This window comes from Pseudomonas sp. JL27(2026), assembly GCF_056933555.1.
The window spans coordinates 3,795,423-3,820,312 of the sequence record NZ_CM167794.1 but is presented as its reverse complement, the minus strand read 5'-3'; the positions used below and the strand labels follow the sequence as shown (position 1 = coordinate 3,820,312).

General features: G+C 61.4%; 25 protein-coding genes and 2 pseudogenes. 13 read left to right on the top strand and 14 right to left on the bottom strand.

Going from position 1 to position 24,890, the window contains the following annotated elements; translation table 11 throughout:
* Window positions 1-23 precede the first annotated feature (23 nt).
* Window positions 24-914: a LysR family transcriptional regulator gene (locus AC1Z1G_RS17515; protein ID WP_483621292.1), complete on the bottom strand. Its 891-nt coding sequence runs from the start codon at window positions 912-914 to the stop codon at window positions 24-26.
* A 98-nt stretch (window positions 915-1,012) separates the two neighbouring features.
* Between AC1Z1G_RS17515 and AC1Z1G_RS17510 the strand changes: the two genes are divergently transcribed.
* Window positions 1,013-2,011 carry a cyclase family protein gene (locus AC1Z1G_RS17510; RefSeq protein ID WP_483621291.1) on the top strand — a complete coding sequence of 333 codons (999 nt, stop codon included), beginning with the start codon at window positions 1,013-1,015 and terminating at the stop codon, window positions 2,009-2,011.
* Window positions 2,012-2,223: 212 nt separating this feature from the next.
* Complete coding sequence (locus AC1Z1G_RS17505) at window positions 2,224-2,652, top strand: RidA family protein (protein ID WP_483621290.1); 429 nt, start codon at window positions 2,224-2,226, stop codon at window positions 2,650-2,652.
* A gap of 21 nt (window positions 2,653-2,673) precedes the next feature.
* On the opposite strand, the gene AC1Z1G_RS17500 is transcribed toward AC1Z1G_RS17505, so the two are convergent.
* The 5 genes from AC1Z1G_RS17500 to AC1Z1G_RS17480 all read right to left on the bottom strand — a co-directional run bounded on the left by AC1Z1G_RS17500 (window position 2,674) and on the right by AC1Z1G_RS17480 (window position 7,453).
* A complete protein-coding gene (locus tag AC1Z1G_RS17500) occupies window positions 2,674-2,844 on the bottom strand; it encodes a hypothetical protein (protein WP_483621289.1) in 171 nt (56 codons plus the stop codon).
* Window positions 2,845-3,077: 233 nt separating this feature from the next.
* The gene (gene codA / locus AC1Z1G_RS17495; RefSeq protein ID WP_483621288.1) at window positions 3,078-4,331 is read right to left on the bottom strand and encodes a cytosine deaminase; all 1,254 of its coding nucleotides are present in this window, start codon (window positions 4,329-4,331) and stop codon (window positions 3,078-3,080) included.
* Window positions 4,332-4,344: 13 nt separating this feature from the next.
* Window positions 4,345-5,625, bottom strand: coding sequence for a cytosine permease (codB, locus tag AC1Z1G_RS17490; RefSeq protein ID WP_483621286.1), 1,281 nt, complete (start codon window positions 5,623-5,625; stop codon window positions 4,345-4,347).
* Window positions 5,626-5,922: 297 nt separating this feature from the next.
* Window positions 5,923-6,279, bottom strand: coding sequence for a 6-carboxytetrahydropterin synthase QueD (gene queD / locus AC1Z1G_RS17485; RefSeq protein ID WP_019692825.1), 357 nt, complete (start codon window positions 6,277-6,279; stop codon window positions 5,923-5,925).
* A 94-nt stretch (window positions 6,280-6,373) separates the two neighbouring features.
* Window positions 6,374-7,453 carry a patatin-like phospholipase family protein gene (locus AC1Z1G_RS17480; protein WP_483621284.1) on the bottom strand — a complete coding sequence of 360 codons (1,080 nt, stop codon included), beginning with the start codon at window positions 7,451-7,453 and terminating at the stop codon, window positions 6,374-6,376.
* Window positions 7,454-7,637: 184 nt separating this feature from the next.
* On the opposite strand from AC1Z1G_RS17480, the gene AC1Z1G_RS17475 reads away from it, so the two are divergent.
* The 4 genes from AC1Z1G_RS17475 to AC1Z1G_RS17460 are packed head-to-tail and all read left to right on the top strand — an operon-like array spanning window position 7,638 to window position 10,251.
* Window positions 7,638-7,946 carry a PepSY domain-containing protein gene (locus AC1Z1G_RS17475; RefSeq protein ID WP_483621282.1) on the top strand — a complete coding sequence of 103 codons (309 nt, stop codon included), beginning with the start codon at window positions 7,638-7,640 and terminating at the stop codon, window positions 7,944-7,946.
* Window positions 7,946-8,269: a PepSY domain-containing protein gene (locus tag AC1Z1G_RS17470; RefSeq protein WP_483621280.1), complete on the top strand. Its 324-nt coding sequence runs from the start codon at window positions 7,946-7,948 to the stop codon at window positions 8,267-8,269. Before AC1Z1G_RS17475 ends, AC1Z1G_RS17470 begins: the two co-directional genes overlap by 1 nt.
* Window positions 8,270-8,272: 3 nt before the next feature.
* A complete protein-coding gene (locus tag AC1Z1G_RS17465) occupies window positions 8,273-8,941 on the top strand; it encodes a response regulator transcription factor (protein WP_483621279.1) in 669 nt (222 codons plus the stop codon).
* Window positions 8,938-10,251, top strand: coding sequence for a sensor histidine kinase (locus AC1Z1G_RS17460; RefSeq protein ID WP_483621277.1), 1,314 nt, complete (start codon window positions 8,938-8,940; stop codon window positions 10,249-10,251). Before AC1Z1G_RS17465 ends, AC1Z1G_RS17460 begins: the two co-directional genes overlap by 4 nt.
* 202 nt (window positions 10,252-10,453) lie before the next feature.
* On the opposite strand, the gene AC1Z1G_RS17455 is transcribed toward AC1Z1G_RS17460, so the two are convergent.
* On the bottom strand, window positions 10,454-11,209 hold the full coding sequence (locus AC1Z1G_RS17455; protein WP_483627897.1) for a methyl-accepting chemotaxis protein: 756 nt from the start codon (window positions 11,207-11,209) through the stop codon (window positions 10,454-10,456).
* Window positions 11,210-11,311: 102 nt separating this feature from the next.
* Window positions 11,312-11,458, bottom strand: a pseudogene (locus AC1Z1G_RS17450) (HAMP domain-containing protein); the annotation flags it as partial.
* Window positions 11,459-12,958: 1,500 nt separating this feature from the next.
* Here AC1Z1G_RS17450 and AC1Z1G_RS17445 point away from each other — a divergent pair.
* The 3 genes and pseudogenes from AC1Z1G_RS17445 (at window position 12,959) to AC1Z1G_RS17435 (ending at window position 16,070) form a co-directional block, all read left to right on the top strand.
* Window positions 12,959-14,275: a Na+/H+ antiporter family protein gene (locus AC1Z1G_RS17445; protein WP_483627895.1), complete on the top strand. Its 1,317-nt coding sequence runs from the start codon at window positions 12,959-12,961 to the stop codon at window positions 14,273-14,275.
* A 112-nt stretch (window positions 14,276-14,387) separates the two neighbouring features.
* Window positions 14,388-15,212, top strand: a pseudogene (locus AC1Z1G_RS17440) (cache domain-containing protein); the annotation flags it as partial.
* Between the two features lie 36 nt (window positions 15,213-15,248).
* Window positions 15,249-16,070, top strand: a complete 822-nt coding sequence (locus AC1Z1G_RS17435; protein WP_483627893.1) for a methyl-accepting chemotaxis protein — start codon at window positions 15,249-15,251, stop codon at window positions 16,068-16,070.
* Here AC1Z1G_RS17435 and trhP read toward each other — a convergent pair whose 3' ends face one another.
* A complete protein-coding gene (gene trhP / locus AC1Z1G_RS17430) occupies window positions 16,071-17,408 on the bottom strand; it encodes a prephenate-dependent tRNA uridine(34) hydroxylase TrhP (protein ID WP_483621275.1) in 1,338 nt (445 codons plus the stop codon).
* Window positions 17,409-17,572: 164 nt separating this feature from the next.
* Here trhP and AC1Z1G_RS17425 point away from each other — a divergent pair, with 164 nt between their 5' ends.
* Window positions 17,573-18,634, top strand: a complete 1,062-nt coding sequence (locus tag AC1Z1G_RS17425) for an AI-2E family transporter (RefSeq protein ID WP_483621273.1) — start codon at window positions 17,573-17,575, stop codon at window positions 18,632-18,634.
* Here the strand turns inward: AC1Z1G_RS17425 and AC1Z1G_RS17420 are convergent.
* From AC1Z1G_RS17420 to AC1Z1G_RS17410, 3 genes are all read right to left on the bottom strand, one after another.
* On the bottom strand, window positions 18,631-18,813 hold the full coding sequence (locus tag AC1Z1G_RS17420) for a hypothetical protein (RefSeq protein ID WP_483621271.1): 183 nt from the start codon (window positions 18,811-18,813) through the stop codon (window positions 18,631-18,633). The two genes, AC1Z1G_RS17425 and AC1Z1G_RS17420, sit on opposite strands and share 4 nt — an antisense overlap.
* 116 nt (window positions 18,814-18,929) lie before the next feature.
* On the bottom strand, window positions 18,930-19,124 hold the full coding sequence (locus tag AC1Z1G_RS17415; protein WP_483621270.1) for a hypothetical protein: 195 nt from the start codon (window positions 19,122-19,124) through the stop codon (window positions 18,930-18,932).
* A gap of 248 nt (window positions 19,125-19,372) precedes the next feature.
* Window positions 19,373-19,720 carry a hypothetical protein gene (locus tag AC1Z1G_RS17410; protein WP_483621268.1) on the bottom strand — a complete coding sequence of 116 codons (348 nt, stop codon included), beginning with the start codon at window positions 19,718-19,720 and terminating at the stop codon, window positions 19,373-19,375.
* Window positions 19,721-19,966: 246 nt separating this feature from the next.
* On the opposite strand from AC1Z1G_RS17410, the gene AC1Z1G_RS17405 reads away from it, so the two are divergent.
* Window positions 19,967-20,785 (top strand): shikimate 5-dehydrogenase, encoded by an 819-nt coding sequence (locus AC1Z1G_RS17405; RefSeq protein WP_483621266.1) that lies wholly within the window; start codon window positions 19,967-19,969, stop codon window positions 20,783-20,785.
* A 24-nt stretch (window positions 20,786-20,809) separates the two neighbouring features.
* On the opposite strand, the gene AC1Z1G_RS17400 is transcribed toward AC1Z1G_RS17405, so the two are convergent.
* Entirely contained in the window at window positions 20,810-21,466 is a 657-nt protein-coding gene (locus tag AC1Z1G_RS17400; protein WP_483621264.1) for a YceH family protein, read from the bottom strand.
* Window positions 21,467-21,602: 136 nt separating this feature from the next.
* On the opposite strand from AC1Z1G_RS17400, the gene AC1Z1G_RS17395 reads away from it, so the two are divergent.
* A complete protein-coding gene (locus AC1Z1G_RS17395; RefSeq protein ID WP_347901117.1) occupies window positions 21,603-22,112 on the top strand; it encodes a DUF1993 domain-containing protein in 510 nt (169 codons plus the stop codon).
* A 66-nt stretch (window positions 22,113-22,178) separates the two neighbouring features.
* On the opposite strand, the gene sstT is transcribed toward AC1Z1G_RS17395, so the two are convergent.
* On the bottom strand, window positions 22,179-23,411 hold the full coding sequence (gene sstT, locus AC1Z1G_RS17390) for a serine/threonine transporter SstT (RefSeq protein WP_483621263.1): 1,233 nt from the start codon (window positions 23,409-23,411) through the stop codon (window positions 22,179-22,181).
* Window positions 23,412-23,731: 320 nt separating this feature from the next.
* On the opposite strand from sstT, the gene AC1Z1G_RS17385 reads away from it, so the two are divergent.
* Window positions 23,732-24,886, top strand: coding sequence for an MFS transporter (locus AC1Z1G_RS17385; protein ID WP_483621262.1), 1,155 nt, complete (start codon window positions 23,732-23,734; stop codon window positions 24,884-24,886).
* The last annotated feature ends 4 nt before the right edge of the window (window positions 24,887-24,890 follow it).

Sequence of the window (24,890 nt, the reverse complement as noted above, 5' to 3'; positions counted from 1 at the left end):
ACCGCAAGGTTCGGCCCCTGGCCTCATTCATCCCCCAAGGCTTCGGCCAGGAAGTCGACAAACACCCGGACCTTTTGCGAGAGATGACGGTTACTCGCGTACACGGCATAAATCCCCCGGCGGGACATCGAATGCTCGGGCAACACCCGCACCAACTGGCCGCTGTCCAGCAGCGGCCGGGCGATGAACGAGGGCAGGGCACCGATGCCCAGGCCGGCCAGCAGCATGTCGCTGAGCATCAGGCTGTTGTCGACACTGAAGCGCACCGGCACTTGCAGTCGCGTCTGGCCGTGCGGGCCCTCAAGCTGCCAGGCGCAGGGATGGTCGGTCAGCCGATAAGTCAGGCATTCGTGCCGGTAGAGGTCTTCGGCGCAGTTTGGCGTGCCGTGGCTGTCGAGGTAGGCCGGGGCTGCGCAGATGATTTGTTCGATGTCGCCCAGGCGTCGGGCAATCAAGGACGAGTCGGCCAGGCTGGTGCGAATGCGCAGTGACACATCGAACCCTTCGCTGACCACATCCAGCACCCGGTCATCCAGGGTCAGTTCAACCTTCAGTTGCGGGTAGCGCTGCATGAAGTTCACCAGCACCGGCGACAGTACTTTGAGCCCGAACGACAGCGGCGCGTTGACCCGCAGGCTGCCGCTGGGTTCGCTCGCGCCGGCCAGGGTGGCGCGCTCCAGCGCATCGAACTCGTCGAGCAAGTGGCAGCACTCGTTGAAGTAAGCCTGACCGGCCTCCGACAGGCTCATGCGGCGCGTGGTGCGCAAAATCAGCAGGCTGCCCAGGCGCTCCTCCAATTGCCGTACCTGCTTGCTGACCGCCGCTGTGGACTGGCGCAGGTCCAGGGCGGCCTGGCTGAAACTGGCGCGTTCGACCACCCGGCGAAAGGTGCGCATGGCCATCAGTACATCCATATAGTTTCTTCCAGGTTGAAAATGTATTAACCAGAACGCTGATTATCTATAAGACGCAACTTAATACCATGGCACCTTCACTTGGCAAGGAACTGCTCATGACTGTTTTCACCGCGTTCAAACGAATCTCCCGACACGCCGCATTGCCGGCGCTGCTGTCAGTGTTCGCGAGCGCTGCACACGCAGCGCCTGAAGTCGGCATCAGCCCGTGGGGGCCGACCGATGAAATCGGCCGCCTGAACCTGATCACCCCGCAGTCGCGCGCCGCGATCATGGCCCGGGTGACGGGGGCCCAGGCCTATGACCTGGCGGTCGACTACTTTATCGGCATGCCGAGCTGGCAGGCGGCGGGTGACCCGCCATACCAGATGTGGATGACTCACACCCCGCACGGCAACGTGATCGCCGACCCGATGCAGGTCGGTGAGCCGATGAACCAGCACGTCAGTTACAGCGGCTCGGCGGTGTCGATGTATGCCCACATGGGCACGCACATCGATGCACTGAACCACTTTGGCCTGAACGGCAAAATCTGGAACGGGTTCCGCGCCGATGAGCACTTGGGCGACCGTGGCTGGAACGTGACCGGGGCGGAGAAACTGCCGCCGATCATTGCCCGTGGCGTGCTGATCGACGTCGCGGCGGCCAAAGGCCTGGAGATGCTGCCGGACAGTTATCGGGTGACCCGCGACGACCTGCGCGAAGCATTGAAGCTGCAAAAGGTGTCCCTGGAAAAGGGCGACGTGGTGCTGATCCGTACCGGACGCATGCGCGACTATGAACAGGCGCAAAAATACATGACCAACCCGCCGGGCTTGAGCCTGGATGCGGCGAAGTTCCTGATCGAGGACGGCGAAGCCATGGTGGTGGGGGCCGATAACCTGAGTTTCGAGACCTTCCCCTCGGAAGTGGAGGGTAATTACCTGCCGTTGCACACCTACCTGCTGGCGATGAAGGGCGCGCCGATTCTGGAACTGGTCAACCTTGAAGGCTTGGCCCGCGACCGGATTTATCAGTTCGCTTTTATCGGTGCTTCCCTCAAGCTCCGAGGGGCCGACGCCGCGCCTATCCGCCCGATGGCGCTGCCCATCAAGTAAGCGGGCAATACCCCTAATGCTTGTCAGTTAAGAGTTTGAGCACTGCAATCCTTGTGGGAGCGGGCTTGCTCGCGAAAGCGGCGTCACAGTCAACATTGATGTTGAATGCAATGCCCTCTTCGCGAGCAAGCCCGCTCCCACAGGTTACGTGCCTTAACTGACTGGCATCAGGCAATCGCGCCTCGATCATTGCTAACCCCCGGAGAACCGCTATGCCAACAGATAAACCGCACCGCGCTACGTTACACCTGTCGAACCCGCCGGGCCTCTACGACCCCGCACCCAACGGATACTCCCATGTGGCTCAAGTGGCGGCGGGCGCACGGTTGGTGTTCGTCGCCGGCCAGGGCGGCGAGAACGCCCAGAGTCAGTTATCCAGCGATTTCGCCGAACAGGTTCGCCAGGCGCTGAGCAATCTGCAGTGTGCGTTGGCGGCGGCCGGGGCCGAGGTGTCCGATGTGGCCAAGCTGACGGTGCTGATCGTCGACCACAGTCATGAGCGTCTGGAGATCCTTGGCGAGGCGCTGCATCAGGTCTGGGGTGCTGCGCCCAAACCGGCGTGCACACTGATCCCGGTACCGCGGTTGGCGCTGGACGGCATGTTGTTCGAGATTGACGCTGTTGCAGCCGTCGCAGGCTGAAATCAGCAACAGGGGTCGGGCTTAAGACGCTCGCCCCTGTTGTTCCGAGGCGGCTTGGTCATGCCGCTTTCGGATGGCTCTGGCCGCGGTCATTTTCGACACGGCGATAATCGCCGTCGTCAGGATGACCCAAGGGGTTAGCGCCATCCAGATCAATGAGATGACGTCCTCTGTGGCAATGACGATCAGCATGGCAACCAGCCACGACCCTGAGAGCAGACCTGTGGCCCACCACCAGCCGGCAGAACTCGGAACAGGCTGGGGAGCGTTTTGCGTGGGCGGGTGGGTCATTGTTCTCTCGCATGGTCAGGGTGTCGGGGAGGGTAACGCCTCACAGGTGCGCAAGAAGTTGCGCACCGGGTGTCAGGCGCCCGGTGGCGTTGGGTTGTGTGGAATTGCGACAAGATGTTTCTGTTGTGGGTCCGTCAGTCGAAATGTACGTCACTGGCCCATTGCACCTGCGGCATCTGGCGTTGCATCAACACCTTGCCAGCGCGAACCGAGTACAACGGCAAGCCCTGGCTGCGAATGACTTCGTAATCGCTGTCCGCCGAAAGAATCAGCAGGTTGGCCGGGCGCCCCGGCTCCAGTCCATAACGATCACCCAGGGCCATGGCCTTGGCGCTGTTGTCGGTCACCAGGTCGAGGGCGCTTTGCAGGTTGCGATAACCGAGCATGTGACAGATGTGCAGCCCGGCTTCGAGTACCCGCAGGATGTTGCCGTTGCCCAGCGGATACCAGGGGTCGACGATTGAGTCCTGACCGAAACACACGTTCATCCCGGCTTCGAGCAGCTCATTGACCCGCGTCACGCCCCGGCGTTTCGGGAAGGTGTCGAAGCGCCCCTGCAAGTGGATGCTTTCGGTGGGGCACGAGACAAAACTGATCCCCGAGTGCCCGAGCAACCGGAACAGTTTGGCGCAGTAAGCGTTGTCGTAAGAGCCCATCGCCGTGGTGTGGCTGGCGGTCACCCGTGCGCCCATGTCCCGGCTGCGGGCTTCTTCGGCCAACACTTCGAGAAAGCGCGAGTGCGGGTCATCGGTTTCGTCGCAGTGCACGTCCACCAGGCAGCCGGTGCGTTCGGCCAGGTCCATGAGGAACTTCACCGAGCTGACCCCTTGGTCCCGGGTGTACTCGAAATGCGGAATGCCGCCGACCACATCGGCGCCCAGGGCAATGGCCTCGGTCATCAGTTCGCGGCCGTTGTGAAAGGACTCGATGCCTTCCTGGGGGAACGCGACGATTTGCAGGTCGATCAGGTGACGGCTTTCCTCGCGCACCTCAAGCATGGCCTTGAGCGCGGTCAGCTCGGGGTCGGTGACGTCGACGTGGGTGCGCACATGCTGGATGCCGTGGGCGGCGAGGGTGGCAATGGTCTTTTTGGCGCGGGTCCTGGTGTCTTCCTGGGTGATGGTTGCCTTGCGTTCGCCCCAGCACTCGATGCCCTCGAACAGTGTGCCGCTCATGTTCCAGCGCGGCTCGCCAGCGGTCAGGGTGGCGTCGAGGTGAATGTGCGGTTCGACGAAGGGCGGCACCACCAGGTTGCCGCCAGCGTCCAGGTCTTCCGGGCCCAGGGTGGGCGCTTCGGTCTGGCGGGCGATGCTGGCGATCAGGCCGTTTTCCAGGTGCAGTGCATGCAGGCCTTCGTGATTGCGCAGGCGGGCGTTGATGATGTGCATCAGGCAAATCCTTTTACAGGTCTTGTAGGGGGGCGTCGGCGGGCGCCGGTGTGCGGGTGCCGAGCAGGCCGGTCAATACGATGTACGTTAACGCGGCGGCGCCAATGCCGACCAGCGGCGCGACCCACGGCGAATGAAATGCCGCCACGGTACCGACGCCATAGGCGCTCAGCCCTGGCCAGTTGAATGCCGGCAGTTGCGCCTCGGCCAGGCGCGGATAGTGGCCACGATAACGGAAGAAGAAATCCGCCATGATCACACCGCCCATTGGCGGGATCACCGTGCCCAGCAGAATCAGGTACGGCACCAGTAGGTCATACATGCCCAGCAGCGCGAGCAACGTACCGATGACGGCACCGGCCAGGGTCACGGTTTTGCGCCGACGGGTGCGCAGCAGGTTGCAACCGGCGACGGCAAAGTTGTAGATGGTGTTGTCCTGGGTGCTCCAGATGTTCAGCAACAGCATCGCCATCGCGGCCATGGCAAAGCCTTGCAAGAGCAGCACCTCGACCACGTCCGGCTGCTGATAGACGATGGCCCCGTAAGCACCGATCAACACCATCAGGCCATTGCCGATGAAAAAACCGATCAGGCTCGCCAGTACCGCGACCCGCGCCGAGCGGGAAAAGCGCGTCCAGTTAGTCGCCTGGGTCGCACCGCTGACAAAGGTGCCGAACACCAACGTAATGGCGGTCGACCCGTCCAGGGTTCCTGTCGGGACTACGGCGAGCAACCCCTCCAGCCCGCCGACTTTCACCGTGGCGACCCACATCGACAGCAACAGCAGCAGGGCCATGGCCGGCACCGCGATATAGGAGAGGATTTCCAGCCCGCGATAACCAACATACGCCGTGGCGCAAAACATCAGGCCGAACAGCACCATCAACCCCAGCACCGTGCCTTGTTCCAGTGCGAAGTACTTGCCCAGCACCACCGCAGCGGTGGCGGTGCCCCAGGCGTACCAGCCGATCTGGGTGAAGCCCAGAATCAGGTCGCTGAGTTTGCTGCCGATTTCGCCGAAGCAGAATCGGCCCATCAACACCGAGTTCAAACCGCTTTTGAACGCGATGTAGCCCAACGCTGCTGCGTAGATGCCCAGCAGCAGGTTGCCGATCACGATCACCGTGAGCAGTTCGCTGAAACTGAACGCGATGCCCAATTTGCCGCCGGCAAACATGGTCGCGGTAAAAAACGTGAAGCCCAACAGCACCATGGCGGTGGAGGCGAGACCCTTGCGAGCATGCATCGGGACTTCGCTCAAGGGGTAGTCATTGCCTGGATCGTTCTGCGTCATGGGGGCATTCCCTGCTGGATGAGTGACGCAGGTACGTAGCAGCCGCCGTGCCAAGCGCGTGGGCGCCGTGATGACGGGGGGACCTGCCTGTTATTTATAGTCAAACAGCGGGAACTGCCCGCAAGTGGACGCAAAAACGGTGCGGTTGTGGTGCACGTTGGCGCACTATCGGGCGTCGTCATCGAGCATTGGCGAGGGTTTGCGGGCGATGCGCTTGATGTAAGGGGGGAATAGGCAGCGAGGGCGATGTGGCTGGCATAAAAAACCACCGCTAGCGGTGGTTTTTTCATTACCGGCTTATTCGCCGTGGTAAATGCACCCGCTGGTGCACGTCTCGTGAATCCGAATCGCACTAAGCTCCGGTAGCAGAGGTTTGAGTTCGTTCCAGATCCACTTGGCCAACACTTCGCTGGTCGGATTCTCCAGGCCAGGAATATCGTTCAAATAGTTATGGTCCAAACGCTCGTAGAGCGGCTTGAAAATCGCCTTGATCTCCGAGAAGTCGCGGATCCAGCCGGTGTGCGGGTCGAGATCGCCGCTCAGGTGAATCGCCACTTTGAACGAGTGACCGTGCAACCGGCCGCATTTGTGGCCTTCCGGAACGTGGGGCAGGCGGTGGGCGGACTCGAAGGTAAATTCTTTGAAGATTTCCACAGTGTTTGAGCTCTGTCAGGTGGCTATCGCCTGCGGCGATCGGGGCTGGCGGCGAGTTTAACAGCTTGAGTTTACGCCTGCGGGAAAACACTGACTAAAGGGTCAGTAAGCGCTCACCCAGCCCGCCGTTGGCGGCCAGCTCAAGGAATTCGTCGCCCAGGCGACGGCTTTCATCCATCGCGGCTCGCCAGTATTTTTGCCGGCTCGGGGCGTCGCCCATGAATCGCTTGAAATCGTTACGGTCCGGCAGTTTGCCGTAGGGCAGGCGCGACAGATATTCCCTGGACGGCGCCAGCAGCAAAACATCCTGCAAGCGTCCGGTATTGCCGCGCCGCCACGGCAGGGTCTTGTCGAACCAGCCGGGGACCACCCGGTCGGTGAAATGCGGGTAAAGCACGATGTCGTCGCCGCTGTAAGGCAAGTCGAGGTGGTAGTCCAGCAGGCCACCGTCGCGGTAGGTGCCGACGCCGGCCCCCGGCAAATCGCGCACGCCTTCCATGACCATCGGGATCGAGCCCGACGCCAGCAAGGCCTGGCGCAGGTTACCGGTGTTCAACGGCACGAACCGTGAAGGAAAGTCGTTCAGGGCATTGAGCGGCGGCGCCAGGCGTGGATCGTGCACGATCAGCCGCTCGAAATGCCGCGACAACCGTGCCCGCCCGCGCAGGTTGTCGGCGATCACCGAGGACAGGCCGAGGCCGAGCCGCCCGCGATGGTCGTCGGCCAGCAGGCCATGGCTTTTCACGATCATGATGTTCAGCCGGTACAGCGGGTTGTCCAGCAGCGCTGCATCGCGGCCGTCGAGCAAGTCGTCAAGCATGCGCTGCGAGCTCTGGCTGATCTGTGCCATGGTCACGCCCTTGGTGAAATGCTGGGCGTTGTACAGCTCACCCAAACGGCGGATGCCTTCGGCGGCATCCGGCAGGCAGGCGCTGGCGAAGCGCCAGGAGCCCACCGACGCACCGATCAGCGAGCGTTCCCGTGGCGCGTCCGGCAGCCATTGGCCGAACAGCGCCAGGTCCAGGCCTTGAATCCCCAGCGCTTTGGGGCCACCGGCGGCACCCGGCAGCGTGCCCACGTCGAGGGCGTTCAAGCCGTGCTCGCGGATGCGCGTGAAGGCCCGAGGCCCGGCCTTGAGGGTCAGTGCGGGGAACTTGATGTGGATAGCGCTCATACCGGCCTCTGTTCTGGCGAACGGGGATTATAGGCGTGTTCTACAGCAGCACTCACCCACACAGGTTTTGTGGTGGTCTGCGATGTTGTGGTGCTATCACGGATGATGGCAATTCAGTTTCAGTTAAGTTCAGGTGGCTAAGGTGCTCCCATTGAAACGCCATAAAGAACAACGGAGACACCTGATGAAAACCCTGACTGCCCTGGCCACCGCCGCCGTCATCGGCATGACCGCCAACCTCGCTCATGCCCGCGATCTGGGGCCCGATGAAGCCCTGAGGCTGCGTGACGCTGGTACCATTCAATCTTTCGAAAAGCTCAACGCCACGGCCCTGGCCAAACACCCGGGTGCGGTCGTTCAGGAAACCGAACTGGAAGAGCGCTTCGGCAAATACCTCTACCAGATCGACCTGCGCGACCCGCAAGGCATTGAGTGGGACCTGGAATTGGACGCTGTCAGTGGGCAGGTTCTCAAGGATCATCAGGATACGTAATGAAGTCGCTGCTTTTTTCAAACCGGCGCGTCAGCAGCCGCCTGGCGCTGGTGCTTCTGGCATTTTGCTCGGTGGTGGTCGCCCGCGACCTGGATCAGGACGAAGCCCTGCGCCTGCGTCAACAAGGGGTGATTCTGCCGCTCGAGCAATTGCTGCAACAGGCACTGGACCGTTACCCCGGCGCCAAACTGCTGGAGGCCGAGCTGGAGGAAAAACACGACGTCTATATTTACGAAGTCGAGCTGTTGACCACCGACGGGGTGGTGCGCGAGCTGGACCTTGAAGCCCGTACCGGCCGATTACTGAAAGACAAGGAAGATTGACCGATGCGCCTGCTTTTAGTGGAAGACCATGTGCCGTTGGCCGACGAATTGATGGCCGGCCTCAACCGTCAGGGTTACGCCGTCGACTGGTTGGCCGATGGCCGCGATGCGGTGTACCAGGGCAGCAGCGAACCGTATGACCTGATCATCCTCGACCTCGGTTTACCGGGCCTGCCGGGGCTGGAGGTATTGACCCAGTGGCGGGCCGCCGGCCTGGCCACCCCGGTGCTGATCCTGACTGCACGCGGTTCGTGGGCCGAGCGCATTGAAGGGCTCAAGACCGGTGCTGACGATTACCTGACCAAGCCGTTTCATCCCGAAGAACTGCACCTGCGCGTGCAGGCGTTGCTGCGCCGCTCTCACGGTCAGGCCAACCAGCCGACCCTCAAGGCGGCCGGCCTGCACCTGGACGAGGGGCGCCAGTGCGTGACCCGCGACGGCGCGGACATCCCGTTGACCGCCGCCGAGTTTCGCCTGTTGCGTTACTTCATGCTGCACCCCGAGCAGATCCTTTCCAAAAGCCACCTCGCCGAACACCTCTACGACGGTGAAACCGAGCGCGACTCCAATGTGCTGGAAGTCCACGTCAATCACCTGCGTCGCAAGCTTGGCCGCAGCGTGATCGAAACCCGTCGCGGTCAGGGTTACCTGTTCGGCGGGCAAGCCCGGTGAGGTCGATCCAGCGCCGCTTGAGCCTGGGGCTGATCAGCGTGATGGTGGTCGTCGGCCTGGTGTTGGCGCACACCAGCCTGTGGCTGTTCGAAATGGGTTTGCAGCGTTACCTGGAAGCTGGCTTGCGCGATGACAGCGAAAACCTGCTGGTGGCGCTGGTGCGTGGGCCGCAAGGCGTGCAACTGGATGAGCGACGCCTGTCACCGGCCTATCAGCGGCCATTTTCCGGGCACTATTTCCGCATCGATTTCCAGGACAGCCATTGGCGCTCCCGGTCGTTGTGGGATCAGGACCTGCCCAAACTCGACCGCCCCGGCCTGCACAGCAATTTGCAACTGGGGCCGGAAGGTCAGCAACTGCTGGTGCTGCGTTCGGACTATCGACGCCTGGGGCAGTCGATCTCTATCAGCGTCGCCCAGAACTACACCCCGGTGCGCGAGAGTTTCCAGCGCATGCGCCAGGTCGGGTTGGGGCTGGGGCTGGCCGGTCTGCTGTTGATTTTGCTGCTGCAACGGCTGACCGTGCGCCGGGCCTTGCGGCCGCTGGAAAGGGCCCGTGAACAAATCGCCCAGTTGCAGCAGGGCCAGCGCTCGCAACTGGATGCTCAGGTGCCGCTGGAACTGGAGCCATTGGTGGCGCAGATCAACCATTTGCTGGCCCACACCGAAGACAGCCTCAAGCGTTCGCGCAACGCCTTGGGCAACCTGGGGCACGCGTTGAAAACGCCACTGGCGGTGCTGTTGAGCCTGGCGTCGAGCGAGAAACTCGACGCCCACCCCGAGCTGCGCAAAGTCTTCCACGAACAGCTTGAACAGGTACAGCAGCGGCTCAATCGTGAGTTGAACCGCGCGCGGCTGGCCGGTGATGCCTTGCCCGGTGCGCAGTTCGATTGCGATGCCGAACTGCCGGGGCTGCTCGCGACCCTGAACATGATCCACGGCGATCACTTGAGCCTGTCGTTCACCGCGCCCGCCGGACTGCATTTGCCGTGGGACCGGGAGGACCTGCTGGAACTGCTCGGCAATCTGCTGGACAACGCCTGTAAATGGGCGGACGCGCAGGTCAGGTTGAGCGTTGTCGAGACGGCTGAAGACTTTGTGCTGGCCGTGGAAGACGATGGCCCCGGAATTCCCGAGGCGGATCGTGATCAGGTGTTCAGCCGTGGCACGCGGCTGGATGAACAGACTGACGGGCACGGCCTGGGTTTGGGGATCGTGCGCGACATCGTCGAGGCGTGGGGCGGGCAATTACGACTGGAGGAAAGCGAGTGGGGCGGGTTGAAGGTTGTGGTGGAGTTGCTGAAGCGCTGACGCTTGAAATCGACCCCTCACCCTAATCCTCTCCCCAAGGGGCGAGGGGACTGAGCGAGCTGTCTTTAGAAATACGGCGACCTGAAAAACCGAGTCGAGCTCAGGATCTGAAAACGCCCGAGATCGGCTCCCTTTCCCCCTCTCCCCAGTGGGGAGAGGGCTGGGGTGAGGGGTGGTTTTCTGCTTCACCACCGACTCACGATCAAACCTTGAACTGATCCATCAGGCTCTGCTGCTGGTTCGCCAGGCTGTTGAGCGACTGACTCACCCGTGCCGACTCATTGGCTTGCCCCGACAGTGATTCAGTCACATCGCGAATGGTCGCCACGTTGCTGTTGATCTCCTCGGCCACTGCGCTTTGTTCCTCGGCGGCGCTGGCAATTTGCAGGTTCATGTCGGTGATCACCGTCACCGCATCGCCGATCTGGCGCAGGGCGGTCACGGCCTGGCTGACCTGCTCGACGCTGCCCTGGGCCTGACGATGGCTGTTGTTCATCGAACCGACCACTTCCTGCGTGCCGGTTTGCAGTTGCTCGATGACCTGACGGGTTTCTTCCACCGACTCCTGGGTGCGACGTGCGAGGTTGCGCACCTCATCGGCCACCACCGCGAAACCGCGACCGGCTTCACCGGCACGTGCCGCTTCAATCGCCGCGTTGAGCGCCAGCAGGTTGGTCTGTTCGGCGATGGCGCGGATCACTTCCAGTACCGAACCGATCTTCTCGCTGTTGGCCGCCAGCCCTTCGACCTGAACCATCGCGTTGCTCATGTCGGCGGCGAGGTTGTCGATGCTGGTGGTGGTGCGGTCGATCACCGTCAGGCCCTGACGGGTCGCCTGATCGGCATCACGCGCGGCCTGCGCCGCTTGTGCAGCACTGCGGGCCACGTCTTGCGCGGTGGCGCTCATTTCGTGAGACGCGGTGGCAACCTGATCGACCTGGCGGTATTGCTGCTCCATTCCGGCGCTGGTCTGGGTGGCGATGGCCGATGATTGATCCGCCGTGCTGCGGGCGTCCTGTACCGAGCGTTTGACCTCGGCAATGATCGGTTGCAGCTTGTCCAGGAAGCGGTTGAACCACCCCGCCAGTTGCCCCAGTTCGTCCTGCTTGTCATAGGCCAGGCGACGGGTCAGGTCACCTTCACCGCTGGCAATGTCTTCGAGCATGCGCGCCACGCCGAGGATCGGCCGGGTCACGCTGCGGGCCATCCACCACACCAGCAACAGACCGATGACCGCCGCCAGCAACCCGAGGCTGAGCTCGATCAGGGTGCCGGTGGTGCTGCGCTCGTCGAGTTCTTTTTTCAGGGTTTCTGCCGGGCCGACCAGGACTTTTTCCGGCACGTCGAGCAACACGCCCCATGACTTGCCGCCAGGAATCGGCTGGAACGGCGACAGCACTTTAAGCACGCCATTGCTGTGCAGGCTCTGGGTCTGGTTGTTGGTGGCGAGCATGCGGATCAGTTCAGCGCCGCTGGCCTTGTCGACCGCGTCGAGGCGTTGGGCCAGTTTGCTGGCGTCCGGGCTGAAACCGGCGAGCAAGCCGACCGGGCTGATAATGCTGACATTGGTCTGGCCGCTGTAGAGCTTTTTGCTCGCTTGCTGGCTGACCGCTTGCAGGCTGTTGAGGTTGATGTCCACCGACAGCGACGCGATGACTTTGCCGTCGACCCGCAACGGGAACACGATGCTGGTCATCAGCACGTTCTGGCCGTCGATCACATAGAAGTAGGGTTCGATCACGCATGGCTTGAGGGTCACGCGCGGGCAGGTGAACCAGGCGTTGGCCGCTTCACCGCTGGGGCCGGTGCTGGTGTCGGCCATGTCGCTTTCGGGCAGCGACATGGAGGTCAGCTTGCCGGGTGTCGGCTGCGACCAGTAGAGCGCAAAGCGGCCCTTGTCGTTGCTGCCGAGGTCTTTCTGGCCGACGAACAGTTCGTCCTTGCCGTCCAGTGCGTTGGCTTCAAACACCAGCGACAGCCCGAGCAGTTCCGGGTTGGCTTGCAGGGCCGACTTGACCTGGCGAGTCAGGTCTTCGCGCAGGTCGAAGGCATCGAGGAAGCGCTTTTCGGCCTGTTCGCGCAGGAACAGCACCTGACGCGAGAAACCGTGGCCGTACTGATAGGCGTCCATGAACTGTTGGCGAATCCCCAACGCCTGGACTTCGCCCTGGGCTTCGATCCGCGCCTGAGCCGCTTCGGTGAGCATTTCCATGCTCGAGGCCTTGACCAGCTCGGAGTTGTGTTCCATGCGGTACAGCGAAAGCCCGACCAGCAGGGTCACGATGCCGAGTAGGCAAAGTCCGGCCAGCAAGGTGATTTTCCATTGAATGGAAAGTTGTCGAAGCGACATGGGGAAGTCCTTATTCTTGATAAACGCATAGGCTTTTGCAGGGTAGCGGCCGCGAGCCTTGTTTCTTTATTCGCCGCACACACTTAGTTGCTGCTGAAACGATTAATACCCGTTATTAATTTAGGTCTTTAGTTGTTCGTTTTAATGACAAGCGCCTGATCGTCATTAACGGACACCCAGGCGACAACCGGGCAGCGCGCCCCCTCGCGCTTTGACAAGCCGGGCTCGCTGCGGCACAGTGCGGGCCCTCTAATAAAACCCTCTCTTCAATCTGCCGTTGGCTCACGAAGCCCTACGGTCGGACTCATCCTGTTTGCGTCGGTTTTCCCCCCGGCGCCGTGCTTTGAGGTAACGATGATTAATGCAGTAATTGCCGCGGTTGGCGTCATGCTGGTCCTCAGCCTGTCCCGCGTGCACGTGGTGATCGCGCTGATTGTCGGGGCGCTGGTGGGCGGCCTGACCGGTGGCCTGGGCATCGAAGCAACCTTGAAAGCCTTCAACAGTGGCCTCGGCGGCGGGGCGACGGTTGCGTTGTCCTACGCTTTGCTCGGTGCTTTCGCGGTGGCCATTGCCAAATCGGGCCTGGCCCATGCATTGGCGGACAAGGCCCTGCAACTGGTCGACCGTCAGGACACGGCCGGTGGCGGTCAGGTCAAATGGTTGTTGATCGGTTTGCTGTGGGTGGTGGCGATTGCCTCGCAGAACATCCTGCCGATCCACATTGCCTTCATTCCATTGCTGGTGCCGCCGCTACTGTATGTATTAACCAAGTTGCAACTTGATCGCCGGCTTATTGCCTGCGTCATGACCTTTGGTTTGATCACGCCTTACATGTTCTTGCCGGTGGGTTTCGGGAACATCTTCCTGAATGAAATTCTGCTGGCTAATGTCAGTAAGAGTGGTGTGGATATTAGTGGGGTCAATGTAACCCATGCCATGGGTATTCCAGCATTGGGCATGGTGTTCGGCCTGTTGATGGCGTTGTTCAGTTACCGCAAGAAGCGCGTGTACGACCTGGAGAAAATCGAGCGGGTCGAGCAGGTCGCGGTGCAGTACAACCCCGTGACCCTGCTGGTGGCTGGCCTGGCCATTGCAGCGGCCTTCATCATTCAATTGCTGCTGGACTCGATGATCATCGGCGCACTGGCCGGGTTCCTGATTTTCTCGGTGTCGGGTGTGGTGCGTTGGCGCGAGACGGACGACCTGTTCACTGAAGGCATGAAGATGATGGCGATGATCGGCTTCATCATGATCGCCGCCTCGGGCTTCGCCGAAGTGATGAAAGCCACGGGCGAGGTGCAGACGCTGGTTCAGACCTCGGCGTCGTGGATCGGTCACAGCAAGGGGATCGGCGCGCTGCTGATGCTGCTGGTGGGTTTGCTGGTGACCATGGGCATCGGTTCGTCGTTCTCGACGGTGCCGATTCTCGCGGCGATTTTCGTCCCGCTCTGCGTGCAACTGGGGTTCAGCCCGTTGGCCATCGTCTGCATCGTCGGCACCGCCGGGGCACTGGGCGACGCCGGTTCGCCGGCCTCCGACTCGACCCTGGGCCCGACCTCCGGCCTGAACATCGACGGTCAGCATCACCATATCTGGGACACCGTGGTCCCGACGTTCCTGCATTACAACCTGCCGTTGCTGGCGTTCGGCTGGGTGGCCGCGATGACGCTGTAATCGAGCACTCAAAAGGGGAGTTGCCCTGTGTTTACGGGCAATTCCTCAACTTTTGATCCGGCAGGCCGCTAACGGTTTTACCCACGCCAATCACATCAAGAGAGAACAAAGCATGCGCCTGAGCCTGAAGGCCAAAGTCTTATCCCTCGCGGTACTCCCGGTGCTGCTCTTTGCGCTGGTCATCAGCCTGACCACGGTGTTCATCCTGCAAGAGCAGGCGAACAAGGAAGTCGAGGAAACCCGTCAGCGCCTGCTGAGCGATGCCAAGGCAACGTTGCAAAGTTACGTCGAAGTGGCGATGAGCAGCGTCAAACCGCTCTACGACGCCGCCGCCCCAGGCGATACCGCGGCGCGTGCGCAAGTGGTCAAGTTGCTGTCGAGCATCACCTACGGCAAGGACGGCTACTTCTTCGGCTACGACTCCGAGACCGTGCGCCTGTTCAAGGGCAACAGCCCGGATGGCGTGGGCAAGAGCTTCAAGGACAACCGTGACCCGAACGGCGTGTACATCAACCGCGACCTGGTAAAAGTGGCCAAGGACGGCAGCCACTACCTCCAGTACAGCTCTTCGCTGCCAGGTAACGACAAGGTGCTGGTGCCCAAACTCGGTTACACCGACTACCTGCCCAAGTGGGATATGGTCATCGGTACGGTGGTCAACCTGGACGGCATCGAAGCTCAGGTGGCCGAGGTCGAGGTCAAGGTTCACGAGCGTATGGAAGGTGTCTTGCTGAGCATCATCGGCATCGCGCTGGTGGTATTGCTGGTGATTGCCGTGGTCGGCATGCTCGTTGCCAACACTATCCTGCGTCCGCTGCACCTGATGAAGGCCAACCTCGATGACATCGCGGCCGGCGAGGGCGACCTGACCCGGCGCCTGGCGATCACCAGCCAGGACGAGCTCGGCGAGTTGGCCGGTTCGTTCAACCGTTTCGTCGACAAGATCCATGGTCTGGTGCGCCAGATTACCGAGATGACCGGGCAACTGACCGGCCTGGTGGGCCAGGTCTCTGATCAGGCTCATCGTTCGGAGCAGGCGATGGAGCGTCAGCGTCACGAAACCGATCAGGTCGCCACGGCGATCAACGAAATGTCTTCGGCCGCCCAGGAAGTGGCGAAAAGTGCACAAGGCGCCGCAGTTGCCGCGCAGCAGACCGAAGAAGAAGGGCTGGCGGCCAAGCGGGTGGTGGCGGGCAGCATTTCGCAGATCCATGCCCTGGTGGACGACATTCGCCACAGCGGTACGTCCCTGGACAGCTTGCAGCAAGACGTGTCGTCGATTGTCAGCGTGCTGGGGGTGATTCGTTCGATTGCCGACCAGACCAACCTGTTGGCGCTCAACGCGGCCATCGAAGCGGCGCGTGCCGGTGAAGCCGGGCGCGGTTTTGCGGTAGTGGCCGATGAAGTGCGGGCGCTGGCCAGTCGCACTCAGCAAAGTACCCAGGAAATCCAGGGCATGATCGATCGCCTGCAAGCGGGCACGCAGTCGGCGGTAGACGCCATGCGCCGTTCCAGCGACGCCGGTGACGGCACGTCGGCGCAGGCCAACGAAGCCGGGGCATCGCTGGACACCATGGCCCAGCTGATTGGCACGATCAACTCGATGAACGCGCAAATCGCCAGCGCCGCTGAGGAGCAAACCGCGGTGGCCGAAGAGATCAACCGCAGCGTGCACCAGATCGCGGTGGCCGTGGACAACGTGGCGGACGAAACCCAACTCGGCGCCCAGACCTCGCGCAGCCTGGCGGATCTGGGTCAGCGGTTGGGTCAACTGGTCGGGCAGTTCCGGATCTGATCAGTCCGCGCGGGTGACATCGCGCATCAGCAACCCGAACTCCAGGTCTATCGCGTCCGGGATCGGCACATACACCGTGTGACCGTCCCCCGGCGCCACCTCGATGGCCTCGCCCTTGAGGTTGTTCAACTGGTGCAGGTCGAAGTGGAAATTGCCCTTGGGCGTCATCAGTTCCATGTGATCGCCCAGGGCAAAGCGGTTCTTCACCTTGACCTCGGCCAGCCGATCCACGCGCTTGCCGGTCAACTCCCCCACAAATTGCTGACGCTCGGACACCGAACTGCCGTTCTGGTAGTTCTGGTATTCGTCGTGTACATGCCTGCGCAGGAACCCTTCGGTGTAGCCACGCTGAGCGAGGGATTCGAGGTCGGTCATCAGGCTGCGGTCGAACTCGCGACCGGCCACTGCGTCATCAATCGCCTGACGATAGACCTGCGTCGTACGGGCGCAATAAAAGTGGGATTTGGTCCGGCCTTCGATCTTCAATGAGTGCACGCCCATCTGGGTCAGGCGGCCGACATGCTGGACGGCGCGCAGGTCCTTGGCGTTCATGATGTAGGTGCCGTGTTCGTCCTCGAAGGCCGGCATCAGCTCATCGGGGCGGTTGGCTTCCTGCAACAGAAACACCTGATCGGTCGGCGTGCCGATGCCCAGCGTGGGTTCCACCGGCTGCGGTTCAAAGGTCTGGACGATCTCGCCGACGGTGTTTTCGGTGGCGGTTTGCGCCGAGTACTTCCAGCGGCAAGCGTTGGTGCAGGTGCCCTGATTGGCGTCGCGCTTGTTCATGTAGCCAGACAACAGGCAGCGCCCGGAATAGGCCATGCACAGCGCACCGTGGACGAACACTTCCAGCTCCATGGCGGGCACTTGCTGGCGGATTTCGGCGATCTCTTCCAGCGACAGTTCGCGCGACAGAATGACCCGGCACACGCCTTGTAGCTGCCAGAACTCAACACTGGCCCAGTTCACTGTGTTGGCTTGCACTGACAGGTGGATCGGCATCTGCGGGAAATGGCGGCGCACCAGCATGATCAGGCCAGGGTCGGACATGATGAGCGCGTCCGGGGCCATTTCGATCACGGGCGTCAGGTCCTTGAGAAAGGTACGCAGCTTGGCGTTGTGCGGCGCGATGTTGACCACCACGTAGAAGCGTTTGCCCTGGGCCTGGGCTTCACGGATGCCGAGGGCCAGGTTGGCGTGATCGAATTCGTTATTGCGCACCCGCAGGCTGTAGCGCGGCTGGCCGGCGTAGACCGCATCGGCGCCGTAGGCGAAAGCGTAACGCATGTTTTTCAGGGTGCCGGCGGGGGCGAGTAGCTCGGGAGTGGCAGGGCGCATGGTGGTGTCGGTCGCAAAAGGTCGCGAGGGTAAAGCAGCCCCGGCGGGGCTTTATTGATCTGGATCTATGCTTGATGAACAAAACACGGCACTTGGCCGCGCCATGGCGGACTAACCCTCAAGACGCGATGAGCGCCCTTGACGCTGACGGACATGGATCGGACATGAATGAATCAAGTGTGCAGAACAAATCCCTGCTGGTCCTGCTGATCCTGGTAACCGTCGCGTTCATCTGGATTCTGCTGCCATTCTACGGTGCAGTGTTCTGGGCGGTGATCCTCGGCATTGTGTTCGCGCCCCTGCAGCGGCGGCTGCAACTGAAGTTCGGTTGGCAACGCAACCTGACCGCGTTATGCACGCTGGGCATCTGCCTGGTCATCGCGATTTTGCCGGTGATCGTCACCAGCGCTTTGCTGGTGCAGGAAGGGGCGAATCTCTACAAGAATATTGAAAGCGGTCAGTTGGACATTGCCGGCTATCTGGCACAGTTCAAACACAGCCTGCCGCAGTATTTTCAGCATTTGCTCGATCGCTTCGGCATGGGCGAGCTGAACGCGCTGCGGGAGAAAATCGTCAAGAGCGCCATGCAGGGCAACCAGTTTTTTGCCACTCAGGCATTCAGTTTTGGCCAAGGCACCTTCGAGTTCGTGGTGAGTTTTTTCATCATGTTGTACCTGCTGTTTTTCTTTCTGCGCGATGGCGCCGAACTGGCACGCAAGGTCCGCACGGCGATTCCGCTGGCCGAACACCAGAAACGCCGTTTGCAGCTCAAGTTCAATCGGGTAGTGCGGGCCACGGTGAAGGGCAATCTGCTGGTGGCGATGACTCAGGGTGTGTTGGGCGGTTTGATCTTCTGGGCGCTCGATATTCCCAGTGCCTTGCTCTGGGCGGTGTTGATGGCGTTTCTGTCGCTGCTACCGGCGGTGGGGGCGGGGATTATCTGGGCGCCGGTGGCGGCGTACTTTCTGCTCAGTGGGGCGATCTGGCAGGGTGTGGTGCTGGGGCTGTTCGGGGTGTTTGTGATCGGTCTGGTGGACAACGTACTGCGGCCGATATTGGTGGGCAAGGACACGAGAATGCCCGACTACCTGATTTTAATCTCGACCTTGGGCGGCCTGGCGATCTTCGGCCTCAACGGGTTTGTGATCGGGCCGTTGATCGCCGCGCTGTTTATGTCGAGCTGGGCCTTGTACATCGAAACCCGACCCCGGGTGCAGTTGCCTTAGGCGCCGAACGGGTGAGCGTCGATGCGCTGCGACAGCGCCCTGGCGGCTGGCAAGGAGGTGAGCGGGCCGCTGATCGGCACGCCGTCGCGCACCAGGTACCAACAGGCAAGCAATCCCAGCTCTCTGAGGGGCGCGGGTACGGCGCTGCCGATAACGGACATGATCTGAACAGCTGGCATAAGAACCTCCATGACACGGGTTATGGGAGGCACCTTACCGGGCGTAACGATCAACGGAAAATCAACGCGCTCGATAGTCGACATTGACGCTAACGAGGTCTGCGTTGAAATCGTGGTCAGTCGACCACTTGATCGAGCATGTGGACCACTTCCTGATCGGTCAGCAGGCCTTTGCGCACCAGGTTTTCAGCCAGCAGCGAGAGCAACTTGGCGCTGCGGTGACCTTCCAGGTGCTTGAGTTCGGTCAGGGCGTTGTAGACCTTGTCGCAGGTGCTGAGACCGACAATCCGGTGCGGGTTTTGCGTGGGCATAAGGCTCGTCCTTGTTGTTATGAACCGTTGTCATGAACCGGTTATGGCGGACCTTTCAGAGTTTGCTGATCGGTCATGACACAAATATGACAGACGTTGGGGCGTTCGTCGGATCAATCATGCCGGATTTAACCGCAGTCACTGTCTTCGCTGCGACCTTGGCAAGATTTATTCAGACATGGCGCAAGTGCAGAAACAAAAACAGGCCCCGTTTCAAGGCGGGACCTGTCGGGGAAAACGTACAGCGATTACCAGCGCGGACCGTAGTAGCCGTGGGGAGGGCCGTAGTAACCGCGGGGTGGCCCGTAGTAGACCGGCGCCGGGCGGTAATAGATCGGTTGTTGCACGTAAACCGGTTGTGGCTGGTAGTAGACCGGTGGCGGTTGCTGCACATACACCGGTTGCGGCTGGACGTAGACCGGTTGCTCCACATAGACCGGTCGCTGCGAACCGACGATGGCCGAGCCCACGATCGCGGCACCGACAACCGCACCAAAGACAGCCGGGCCACCCCAACCGCCGCCGTGGGCCTCTGCCTGCCCTGCGACAGCGAGTGCGCCGATGAGCAAGGCTATTGTGGGTAGTTTACGGATCATGATAATTCCTCGGTTTGCGCCCCTGCGCTTGAGCCTGCAATAGGTACAAGGATTATCGCGGGGATAACTCTCAGACCGCGACTTCCGGATATTCTGCGACGCGCCTGAGTAAATATTGTGTAAGGTTTGTACCGGTTTCCATACCGTGCCCTTGAAGCCCCGGCCTTCAAGCTACTAATGATCGAACAGAACCCGGTGGCCTGGCTAACCCCGTCCATCCGAAAGTGCAATGTGCAGGAGATGAGCATGCAGATGAACCCGAACAAAGACACCCAACTGTGCATGTCGCTGTCAGGGCGCCCCGGGAATTTCGGCCTGCGTTTTCACAATCATCTGTATGAGCAACTGGGCCTGAACTTTTATTACAAGGCCTTCAGCAGCCAGGACCTGCCCGGTGCCGTCGGCGGGATTCGTGCCCTGGGCATTCGCGGGTGCGGGGTGTCGATGCCGTTCAAGGAAGCCTGCATTGCCCTGGTCGATGAGCTCGATCCATCGGCGCAGGCCATTCAATCGATCAACACCATCGTCAACACCAATGGCCATCTCAAGGCCTACAACACCGACTACCTGGCCATTGAGCAACTGCTGAAAAGCCACGCCGTGCCGCAGGACAGCACGTTCGCGCTGCTCGGTAGCGGGGGAATGGCCAAAGCCGTGGCCAGTGCCTTGCGCGATGGCGGTTACCGCCAGGGCTTGATCGTCGCCCGCAACGAGCGCGCCGGACGCGCATTGGCGGGCTCGTTGGGTTACGCCTGGCAGGCCGAGCTGGGCAGCCAGCGCCCGCAGATGCTGATCAACGCCACCCCGATTGGCATGAGCGGTGGCCCGCAAGCGGATCAGTTGGCCTTCGAGGCCGACGCCATCGCAGCGGCCAGGATCATCTTCGATGTGGTAGCGATCCCCTCGCAAACCCCGCTGATCCAGCACGCTCGCGCCGAAGGCAAGCAGGTGATCACCGGTCTGGAGGTCATCGCGCTGCAGGCGTTGGAGCAGTTTGTGCTGTACACCGGCGTGCGTCCCAGCCAAGAGCAGTTCCAGCAAGCGGTGGCCTTCGCTCGCGGTTGATCGTGATTACGTGGCCACGCACGATCAGCGCAGTGACTCGAGGTGCGCCAGGCGCTCTTCCAGGGCGGCGATGCGGGCTTCGAGTTCTTCGATGCGCTCCACTGAGGCTCCGTTGCCCGCGCTGCGCTCCACCGGGTTCTGGCGGGCCGCGAGAATGGTCTCGATGTCCGTCGGATCGCCCAACGCATGCATGTAGCGGTCTTCGCGCTGGCCGGACTGACGGGGCAGCAACAACGCCAGGCCACGGGCAATCAAGCGCTCCAGTTGATGGACGACTTGCTCGGCATCTTCGAAGTCGTGCATGCGCCCGCTGCGGGTCAACAGTTCGTTGACGGTCTGCGGGCCGCGCAAAAACAGCAGGCCGGCCAGAATCACCTGGGCGGGCACCAGTTCCAGAGCCTTGTCGAGCCGATGCTCCCAGCGGTCGGCCCGACTGCCCATGACCAGTCGGGTGAATCCACGGCCCTCAAGCGCGCGCAGGCTCTGGCCAACCTGGCCCTGGCTGAGGTTCATCACCGGTTCGCGGCTGGTTTTCTGGTTGCAGGCGATCACCAGCGCATTGAGGGTCAGCGGATAGGTTTCCGGGCTGGTGGCCTGCTTCTCGATCAGCGAACCGAGAATGCGCAGCTCGGTGCTGTTCAGCCGCAGTTCATCAGTGGACGTCTCTTGCTCAGTGCTCATCGTGCGCTCCCTATGCAATGAAGCCGCCTAGCCTAATCCTTGCCGGATAAAAGACAAGCCACAACGCGCCGCCGGCATGGCTATAATCGCGCCACGCTTCATTCCCATCACTGTTTCCTGATCCTGCGAGACTGCCATGACTATTTCCCTGTACGCCGCATCCGTCCCGGTTTTCAAGCAAATGCTCAATGCCCTGAGCGACGTCCTGAACAAGGCTGAAGCCCACGCCACGGCTAAAAACATCGACCCGAACGCGTTTTTGCAAGCGCGCCTGTACCCGGACATGTTCCCGCTGGTGCGTCAGGTGCAGATCGCCGTGGATTTCGCCAAGGGCGTTTCGGCGCGTCTGGCTGAAGTCGAGCTGCCGAAGTACGACGACACCGAAACCACCTTCGCCGAGCTGCAAGCGTTGATCGCCAAGGTCCTGTCGTTCATCGACGGCATCAAGCCCGAGCAGATCGATGGCAAGGAAGGCATCGAGATCATCACCCGTCAGGGCACGCCAAAAGAGAAACGCTTTACTGGCCAGGCTTACCTGCTGACCTACGGCCTGCCGCAGTTCTTCTTCCACGTCACCACCACTTACGCACTGCTGCGTCACAACGGTGTGGAAGTCGGCAAGCGTGATTACATGGGCGCGTTCTAAACCCGCCGGATGTAAAAAAGCCCGCCAAGGTGCATGCCTTGGCGGGCTTTTTCATGGGGGCGGGTTTTACGCTGCGGGCTGGGCCTGTTCTTCCTGGGCCAGGCACGCGGCGGCGGTGAACAGCACATCGGTGGAGGAGTTCAGGGCGGTTTCCGCCGAGTCCTGCAGTACGCCGATGATGAAGCCGACTGCGACCACTTGCATGGCGATCTCGCTCGGGATCCCGAACAGGCTGCACGCCAGCGGAATCAACAGCAGCGAACCGCCAGCCACGCCTGAAGCGCCGCAGGCACAAATGGCGGCGACAATGCTCAGCAGCACGGCGGTCGGCAGGTCCACGGCGATACCCAGCGTGTGCACGGCGGCGAGAGTCAGCACAGTGATGGTAATCGCCGCGCCGGCCATGTTGATGGTCGCGCCCAGCGGGATCGACACCGAGTAGGTGTCTTCATGCAGGCCCAGGCGTTTGCTCAACTCCAGGTTGACCGGAATGTTCGCCGCCGAACTGCGGGTGAAAAACGCGGTGATGCCGCTCTCGCGCAAGCAGATGAACACCAGCGGGAAAGGGTTGCGGCGCAGTTTCCAGAACACGATGAGCGGGTTCATCACGAACGCCACGAACAGCATGCAGCCGATCAGGACAACCAGCAGGTGCAGGTAGCCGATCAAGGCGCCGAAACCCGAGGTGGCCAAGGTCGAGGCCACCAGGCCGAAGATCCCCAGCGGCGCGAAGCGGATGATCATCCGCACGATCAGCGTGACACCATTGGACAGATCACCCAGTACGGTACGCGTGGTCTCGCCGGCGTGGCGGATAGCAATGCCCATGCCGATGGCCCAGGCCAGAATGCCGATGAAATTGGCGTTCATCAGCGCAGTCACCGGGTTATCCACCACGCTGAGCAGCAGATTTTGCAGGACTTCGGCGATTCCGCCGGGGGCCGCGATCGCCACGTCGTGGGTGCTCAGCACCAGTTCAGACGGGAACAGCATGCTGGCCGCCACGGCAACCACAGCAGCGCTGAAGGTACCCAGCAGGTAGAGAAACAGGATCGGCCGAATGTGGGTTTCCTGACCATGCCGGTGATTGGCAATCGACGCCATGACCAGTACGAACACCAGGATCGGCGCGACCGCTTTAAGTGCCGAGACGAAAACCTTACCGATAAACGCCGTGGACTTCGCCACCTCGGGCGCCAGAAGTGCCAGCGCAATCCCTGCGATCAGCCCAATGAGGATCTGTGTGACCAGACTGGTTCGTTTGAGTCGCTGAAAAAAAGAAAGGGGGGCAGCAGTCATAACGGTATCTCTATTTTTTTTAAGGTGCTGTGAATCCGAAGGCCCAGCCAGCAATACGCGGGCAGGTCGGCTGAGCAAGAGCGCATTACGTCATCGGCGAGGCCGATAAACACGGTGGAGTCTTTCGCGGGCGCGGACTTTAGCACAGCGTAGGCTTGATCCTTCAGATCTGTGACGATCTGCCGCCACAAGACTCAAGACGATAAACAGACTTCACGCCAGCGCCGTCGGACACATTCTGTTAACATCCGCCATCCTCTTTTTTCATCTCCAGTGAGCCCTTGGGCTATCGCTGGTGTCGTCGTTTTCTGGAGTTCTGCATGCTGTTGCCCATCCTGCTGTTGTCAGCCGCCGGTTTTACCGTGCTGACCACAGAGTTCATCATCGTCGGCCTGCTGCCCTCGATTGCCCGCGACCTGGACGTCAGCGTGTCCCAGGCCGGGTTGCTGGTGACCTTGTTTGCGTTCACGGTGGCCGCATTCGGGCCGTTCCTGACCGCGTACTGCGCGCGTTTTGAACGTCGTCGGCTGTTTATCAGCGTGCTGATCATGTTCGGTCTGGCCAACACCCTGGCGGCGCTGGCGCCGAACATCGGTGTGATGGCGTTGGCACGGCTGATTCCGGCGCTGGGCTTGCCGGTGTTCTGGGCGTTGGCCAGCGAGACGGCGGTGGGCATTGTCGGGCCGGACTACGCTGGGCGCGCCATCGCCAAGATCGGTTTCGGGATTGTCTGCGCCACGGTGTTCGGGATTCCGGTGGGGACGCTGATTTCCGACGCGTTTGGCTGGCGCAGTGCCTTTGGCATCCTGGCCGTGATCGCGTTCGCCAAGGCGTTGCTGCTGTTTATGTACTTGCCGAAAACCGACCTGCATAAGCAGCAGGTCAGCTTCCGTTCGCAGTTCAAGATTTTGCGCAGCCCGTTGATGCAGGGCCATGTGCTGTTGTCGATCCTGGTTTTCAGCGGGATGTTTACCGCTTACACCTACCTGGCCGACATCCTTGAGCGCCTGGCCGGTTTCAACGGCACCGTGGTCGGCTGGTGCCTGATGGGCTTTGGCGCTGTAGGGCTGATTGGCAACTCGCTGGGCGGGCGTATGGTCGACCGGCATCCGTTGATTGCGTCGATGGTCTTCTGCGGGTTCATGATCGGCGGGATGGTGGCGTTGGTACCGAGCATCCATTCGACCCTTGGGCTGGCGGCGGCCATGGGCATTTGGGGCGTGACCCAGGCGGCGTTGTTCCTGGTCAGCCACGTGCGTTTGATGAAAGCCGCACCTCAGGCGCCGGCCTTCGCCGCGTCGCTGAACATTGCCGGGGCCAACCTCGGCATCGGGCTGGGGGCGATGGTCGGCGGGCATGTGATCGACACGCTCGGGCTTGGCAGCCTCGGTTTTGCGGCAGCCTTGTTCATCGGCGTGTCGATTCTGTTGGCGTTGCTGTTGATGAAGGTAAAGCCTCAGGCAACCTGCGCCTGAGGCT